Origin of the sequence: Porphyromonas uenonis DSM 23387 = JCM 13868 (assembly GCF_000482365.1) — a bacterium.
Classification (GTDB): Bacteria; Bacteroidota; Bacteroidia; order Bacteroidales; family Porphyromonadaceae; genus Porphyromonas; species Porphyromonas uenonis.
Genome location: NZ_AXVC01000024.1, coordinates 65,060 through 72,485 on the forward strand (window position 1 = coordinate 65,060; position 7,426 = coordinate 72,485).

The 7,426-nt window shown below is 55.9% G+C and carries 5 protein-coding genes and 1 pseudogene; all 6 read left to right on the forward strand.

The features are described 5' to 3' along the window. Positions 1-915 (forward strand): urea transporter, encoded by a 915-nt coding sequence (locus L215_RS0102080; RefSeq protein WP_027451267.1) that lies wholly within the window; start codon positions 1-3, stop codon positions 913-915. Positions 916-1,016: 101 nt separating this feature from the next. Further along, positions 1,017-2,021, forward strand: a complete 1,005-nt coding sequence (gene gap, locus L215_RS0102085) for a type I glyceraldehyde-3-phosphate dehydrogenase (RefSeq protein ID WP_025883522.1) — start codon at positions 1,017-1,019, stop codon at positions 2,019-2,021. Between the two features lie 194 nt (positions 2,022-2,215). Beyond that, positions 2,216-3,526 (forward strand): DEAD/DEAH box helicase, encoded by a 1,311-nt coding sequence (locus tag L215_RS0102090; protein WP_025883523.1) that lies wholly within the window; start codon positions 2,216-2,218, stop codon positions 3,524-3,526. An 8-nt stretch (positions 3,527-3,534) separates the two neighbouring features. Next, positions 3,535-4,044: a metallophosphoesterase family protein gene (locus tag L215_RS0102095; RefSeq protein WP_025883524.1), complete on the forward strand. Its 510-nt coding sequence runs from the start codon at positions 3,535-3,537 to the stop codon at positions 4,042-4,044. A gap of 199 nt (positions 4,045-4,243) precedes the next feature. After that, positions 4,244-6,424 (forward strand): heavy metal translocating P-type ATPase, encoded by a 2,181-nt coding sequence (locus L215_RS0102100; RefSeq protein WP_025883526.1) that lies wholly within the window; start codon positions 4,244-4,246, stop codon positions 6,422-6,424. Between the two features lie 563 nt (positions 6,425-6,987). After that, positions 6,988-7,426 (forward strand): annotated as a pseudogene (locus L215_RS0102105) (peptidase); the annotation flags it as partial.

Sequence of the window (7,426 nt, forward strand, 5' to 3'; positions counted from 1 at the left end):
ATGACGAATAGATCTACCGCACCTCAAAGGGGAGGCTACATACAGACTATCTATCAGGAGATGAAAACGCTCTTGCTGGGCTTCAGTCAAGTGTTTCTTTTGCAAAGCGCTTTGTCGGGAGCATTGATACTAGCAGGGCTCTTCTGCAACTCTTGGCAACTCGCGCTCTTAGCGCTCTTGGGCTGTCTGGTCTCTAGGGCGGTAGCCTCGCTCTGGCGAGACACGAAGTCGGAGATAGCCGATGGACTCTACGGCTTCAACGGCACCTTGGTCGGTATAGCCATCGGAGTTTACTGGGAGATCAGTTGGCTTTCGATACTCCTTCTAGTGATCGGAGCAGCGCTCTCCACATGGTTGGCGCGAGCCTTTCGTCGGCATGCCCAGTTGCCAGGGCTGACAGCCCCCTTTATCATAGCTGTGTGGGCGTTGCTGCTCGTGAGCCTGCTAGCTCCGCAAGGGGTGGGTCTGCTCGACTCAGCGGCGCAGCTGGAGGAGGGGCAGCCGCTGTGGAGAAGGCTTGGGGTGGCGCTCGGGGATAGTGTCGGGCAGGTAATGTTTCAGGCGAATGTTTTGACTGGTATCCTCTTCTTTCTAGCGATCGCTTGGGAGTCACGTCGCAAAGCGCTCTACGCCTTGCTGGGAGCGCTCATCCCGATGCTGGTGATTCCCTTTGTCCCTGAGGCAGTGTGGCGTGAAGGCTTGCTAGGCTACAACGCTGTACTCTGCGCCATCTACTGGGCAGGGACTGGCGAGCGTCGCTTGCTCTACGCGCTTCTGTCGGTGGTGCTCTCGGTACTCCTCGAGTTACTCGCTCTGTACGCAGGCTTGATCCCGCTGACGGCACCTTTCGTCCTATCCGTATGGGGGGTGGCGCAAGCTCAGCGATGGGGTAAAGGTTGCACCGCAAACATTTAATGCTTAACTTTGTACGAGTAATTAGGAGTGCTCCCTCTCGGGGGGCTTATCCGCTTTTGTGCAAACGCTTGCATACACATTAAAAATACAATATAACTCTCATGACAAAAGTAGGTATCAATGGTTTTGGTCGTATCGGTCGACTAGTCTTCCGCGCTTCGCTGAAGCGTGATGATCTCGAGGTAGTAGCAATCAACGACCTCATCGATGTTGAGTATATGGCATATATGCTCAAGTATGACTCTGTACATGGACGCTTCGACGGGACGGTCGACGTACAGGATGGCATGCTCGTAGTCAATGGGCGCAAGATCCGTGTGACGGCTGAGAAGGAGCCGCGACTGATCAACTGGGGCGCTGCTGGCGTAGAGTATGTCGTAGAGAGTACAGGTCGCTTCCTCACCAAGGAGCTTTCACAGGGACACATCGAGGCTGGCGCTAAGTATGTCGTCATGTCGGCTCCCTCTAAGGATGACACACCTATGTTCGTCACGGGTGTCAACCTTGAGAAGTATGTCCGCGGTACGCAGTTTGTTTCTAACGCTTCTTGTACAACGAACTGTCTCGCTCCGCTGGTCAAGGTGCTCAACGACAACTTCGGCGTAGAGCAGGGCCTCATGACTACGGTGCACGCTGCTACGGCTACGCAGAAGACGGTGGACGGCCCCTCTCTCAAGGATTGGCGTGGCGGTCGCTCCGCTATCGGCAACATCATCCCCTCCTCGACGGGCGCTGCTAAGGCTGTCGGCAAGGTGATCCCCGAGCTCAATGGTAAGCTCACGGGTATGTCCTTCCGCGTGCCTACGATGGACGTATCTGTCGTTGACCTGACGGTACAGCTCAAGCGTGGCGCTAGCTACGACGAGATCTGCGCTGCTATGAAGAAGGCTTCGGAGACCAACCTCAAGGGCATCATGGAGTACTGCGACGAGCTACTCGTTAGCCAGGACTTCGTGAGCGATCCACACACCTCTATCTTTGACGCTAAGGCTGGTATCGCTCTGACGGACACCTTCGTCAAGGTGGTCGCTTGGTATGACAATGAGTGGGGCTACTCTAACAAGGTACTCTGCCTCATCGCTCATATGGCTGAGGTCAATAAGTAGTCACGCTAAGACCAACGAAGAGTTTTCACTCTAAAACAATCGGACGCAAGGCGCAGACGGTAGGAGGAGCATTAAGTCCTTTCCTACCTCTGTGACTTGCGTTTCGCTTTTTCCTTTGGGGCGTATCATGAGCCGTGGCAGAGAAGCTTTTGCGGCAGTGATACCCTCCGTTACTCATATAAGATGATAAGCTGATGGACTTTTACGAACTAGATCTAGAGGATGAGGTCCTCGACGGACTGGACGCGATGAACTTTGTAGAGACCTCTCCGATCCAGTCGGAGACGATTCCCCCGCTCCTAGAGGGGCGAGACGTCATCGGTTGCGCACAGACTGGCTCGGGCAAGACGGCAGCTTATCTGCTCCCCTTCCTCAATAAGGTAGCACGCCAAGAGCTACCCAAGGAGCATCTCGGGGCCGTCGTCATGGCGCCCACACGAGAGCTCGCCAAGCAGATCGACCAGGAGGTCGAGGGCTTCGGCTATTACGTCTCGGTCTCTACGCTCGCCATCTACGGTGGCACCGACGGCATCGCCTGGGAGCAGCAAAGACGAGGCATGGCGCTCGGGGCAGACATCGTCATCGCCACCCCAGGCCGACTCCTATCTATGCTACGCCTCGGAGCGTGTGACCTATCGCATGTGCAGTACTTCGTGCTAGACGAGGCGGATCGCATGCTCGACATGGGCTTTTACGAAGACATCATGGAGATCTACAAGGCGCTGCCCGAGGATTGCCAGCATGTGATGTTTTCCGCCACGATGCCTAAGGAGATCCTCAAGCTCTCGGAGAGCATCCTCGTTGATCCCGTCCTCGTCGAGCTGGCTGTGGCAAAGCCCCCAAAGTCGATCATGCAGACTGCGTACATCTGCTATGATGCGCAAAAGCTCCCGATCATCCGCTCTCTCTTTGCGAATCCCGAGTCCGAGGTGTCACGCACCATCATCTTTGCGGGAACTAAGGCGACTGTCCACGCACTCGCTCAGACACTCACCAGAGATGGCTTGCCAGTGGCTGAGATGCACTCAGACCTGTCACAGGAGCGTCGCGAGGAGGTCCTAAGAGACTTCCGCATGGGACGCATCAAAGTGCTCGTAGCCACCGACATCGTGGCGCGCGGCATCGACATTGACGACATTGCCGTCGTGATCAATTATGAAGTGCCACACGACTTCGAGGACTACGTTCACCGCATCGGCCGTACCGCACGTGGCGCCGATGGCAAGGGCTTGGCGATCACGCTCGTTTCGCCCAGTGATCAGCAAGACTTCGCACGCTTGGAGCAGTTCCTCGAGCAGGAGATCTACCGCATACCGCTAGACTCCTCCCTCGGCGAGGCACCTACCTACGCTCCCAACGAACGCGCGAATAGTCGTGGCTCCTCTAGAGGCAAAGGCAACGGCCGTGGCAGATCACAAAGCAAAGGGCGTGGCAAGTCTCAAGGTAAAGGTCGCTCCTCACAGCGCAAAGGTCGCTCCAGCGATCGCAAGGGTAGCAAGCAATAACCGGCTCTATGAAAGCGCATCAGCGTATCGGCATCCTAAGCGATACGCACGGATATATCGATGATCAGATCTGCAAGGCGCTTGCCGAGTGTGATCTGATCTTTCATGCGGGAGATATCGGGTCTCCTCAGGTATTAGAGCGACTGCAAGTCATTGCCCCCACGCTTGCTGTCTATGGTAACATCGACGACGCTGCGCTACATGCACAGCTCCCAGAGGTGGTTCACACAGAGGTGGCAGGCGTGGAGCTGGTCATGACACATATTGGTGGCTACCCAGGGCACTACGAGCGTATCTTCGCCCCTTATCTTACGCCGTGGCGCGAGCGTCCGATGATTACCATCTCGGGGCATAGTCATATCCTCAAGGTAATGCCCGACAAGTCCCGTCCAGGCTTGCTACATATCAACCCAGGCGCTGCAGGACGTAGTGGGTGGCACCAGAGCCGTACACTCATACGTTTGCAAATCACCTCAGGGCGACCGCACAACCTAGAGGTTGTCGAGTGGTCCCGCTAGACGGGTCGCTAGACCTTTCGTCCGTAGTATAGGCGGCTACGCCTCTCAGTGAGCTAAACGACTTGTGAAGTGTAGAACGATTAGCTTGGAGAAGTTGCATTCATGGGTGGAATATACGTTTTGCAACCCTGTGGCGATTAAGTTTTCGTACTTTTGTCTCAGAGAGAAATGACTCTCTCCGCTTTTATCTAAACTCATTATGAAACAAACGACCGAATATATCCCTATCGTCGGCATGCACTGCGCTGCTTGCGCTGCTGCCGTGACAAACAAACTGCAAGGTGTCACCGGCGTCCTAGAGGCGACGGCACAGATCGACACCCGCTCCTTATATATAGTGTACGATGCGGAGCAGATCACCCGCGAGCAGATCGCTGAGCAGGTCGCTTCGCTCGGCTTCTCGCTCATTCTGACGACCGATGAGACCGAAGCGGTGAGCCAAGCGCTGGAACAAGAGCGTCGCTCGGCACGTCAACTCGCTTGGCGCACAGCCATCGGCGCAGCGCTGACCATCGGCGTCATGATCTGGATGTCTCTGCTGGGAGCCATTGGCGAGCGTTGGGTCGCTCCGCTGGTGGCACTCGTAGCATACCTCTACGTGGCGGGACCTTTTCACTGGAGAGCCGTGAAGCAACTCAGGCGAGGCGTCATGGGAATGGACACATTGGTCTCTCTCAGCACCACCTTCTCCGTCATCGGCCTGCTCCTAGCCTACGGCTCCGAGGGCCATCAGCTGCACCTTTACCTCGATGCGCTGGTGATGATCCCCGCCTTCGTCCTGATCGGCAAGTGGTTAGAGCAGCGCGCCACCGCCTCGACCGCTAGAGCCTTGCGAGCGCTCCTCGACTTGACCCCTCGTGAGGCATCGCTCGTCGTGGGCGAGGAGACACGCCGTGTGCCACTGCAGTTGGTTCAGCCAGGCATGACCGTGCGGGTACGCCCTGGCGAAGCCATCCCTGTCGATGGCGTCATCACCTCGCAAAGCGTAACCCATATCAACGAACAAACCATCACCGGCGAGTCGGAAGCTGTGTCGCGTGGCGAGGGCGACAAAGTCTTCGCCGGTACCATCTGCCTCTCCACCGCCATAGAGGTACGTGCCGAAAGCGTCGGCGCCGACACCGCTCTGGGACATATCGTCTCGACCGTGCGCAAGACCTTAGCAGACAAGCCCCCGCTACGTCTCTTGGCCGATCGTATCGCACAGTACTTCGTTCCTGCCATACTCTTCCTAGGGTTGCTCACCTTTGCCCTCTGGTACTGGGTCGTAGAGCCAGGCGCGCTAGACCTAGCCGCACGCTACGCTATCTCCGTCCTCGTGATCGCCTGCCCCTGCGCCTTGGGCTTAGCGACCCCGACTGCCTTGACCGTGGCCGTGGGCGAGTCCGCACGGCGAAACATACTCTTTGCGGAAGCCACCGCACTAGAGACGCTACCCCGCGTCAATGCTTTCCTCATGGACAAAACAGGAACGCTCACCCTCGGGAGCCCCTCAGTCACCGAATTGCAATGGTTCATCCCTGAAGAGGAGCGCGCAGCGAAGCTCTCGCTCATCGTCTCTGCCGAGCAGCACAGCCTGCACCCACTGGCGCAAGCTATCGTGGCGTATGGCGAGGCGCAGGGAGCTACGATCAGCGAACTAACCGTCACCGAGCAACCAGGACAAGGCTTGCTCGTCACCACACCCGAGGGAGAGCTACGCATAGGACGCGCCTCTTGGATTGCCGAGGGTGGCGTTGAGTCGATCCCCCTTTGCGACCTCACTGGCTCGCTCGTCTATGTGGCGCAGGGAACGCAGCTCATCGCCATCATAGCGCTCTCCGACACACTCACGCCACATGCTGCCGAGACCATCGCACAGCTCAAGGCTCAAGGCAAAAAGCTCCTCATGCTCACGGGCGACCGAGAGCCAGAAGCACAGCGCATAGCTCAGCAAATAGGTATTGACACGGTGCATGCCGAGCTCATGCCCCAAGACAAAGAGACGATCCTCGCCTCCCTACAGGAGCAGGGACACATCGTAGCGATGGTCGGCGACGGGGTCAACGACGGTCAGGCACTAGCACGAGCCGACGTGAGCATAGCGCTCGCTGGGGGGAGCGATCTAGCCACCTCGATGGCGCAGTTGGTCATCTCCAAGCCCGACCTGTCGCTCCTCGTCGAGGCGACCGAGATAGCACGGCAGACGGTACGCACGATCCGCTTCAACTTCCTCTGGGCGCTCCTCTACAACGTGATCGCCATCCCGATCGCTGCCGGGCTCTTCACACGGTGGGGCTTAGCCATCACGCCCGCCATCGCCGCAGCCGCCATGGCGCTCAGCTCCATCTGCGTCGTCGTCAATAGTCTCCTCCTCCAGCGCCGTATTGCTTCAAAATAGCAGCGCCCCGACCAACCTAACGAAAGTAGCCCGTTGTAGGATCTCTACAGCGGGCTACTTGTTTTAATTGCTCCGTTCGTTTCGAGTGCGAGTCGCTTCCTCCGATCTATTTCTGATTTTCCAGTGAGGAAACAAACTTTCCCCACGGAGCCGGGAAATGAAACTTCGGAAGAATGAAATGAAACTTCGGAAGAAGCAAATCAAAGTTCCGAAGAATTTTTTTGCTCCTCCGTGAAGGTTAGACAATCCCTACCGAGCCATTTCAAATTTCCTCAGAGGGGACTTTAAGCAGCTACTCATACGACTCAAAAATCCCCAAACAACCATTTTTGAATCTTATAGCTAATTTTCGTTACTTGACACCAATAAGCCGCTAGTTCATAGTGAGTTGCGGCTATTCCGATGTCCGATTTTGATAAATCGCCAGACGAAAGATGTCCGATTTTGACAAGTTTCTGTCCGATTTTGATAAGAGATTTAGCTCCTGCTTTGCCTACTTTTGTAGCAAACAATGAGGGCGACGATTGCCCCCAACATACATTCACATCAAAACCATTACAGCTATGAAACAGAAACTATTACATCAATCACTCATCGCGACACTCGTCACGATGCTCTTACTGCTCGCAGGCTTATCAGCCTCGGCGCAGACGAATTACGGACTCGAGATAGCCGGCGAGACGGTCTCCTCGGCGAACTGCTCCGACCTCTCGGTCATCGATGGCGTCACGGGCAAGGTGACCTACGACCCCACCACCAAGACGCTCACCCTCGAGGATGCCTCCATCGTTGGAAGAGTAAATCATCACAGTATATATTCAGAAGATGAGCTGACTTGTGTCGTCAAGGGGGAGGTCTCCATCACTTCTAATGGTAGTTTGGGCGCAATGGCGTTCGATAAGAATGCCATTATAAAAGGGAATGGACATCTCACTCTAAAGGCTCCAAAAGGATGTGGTATCTATACTCAGGCTGCTCTACATATTGAGGGTTGTACAGTCT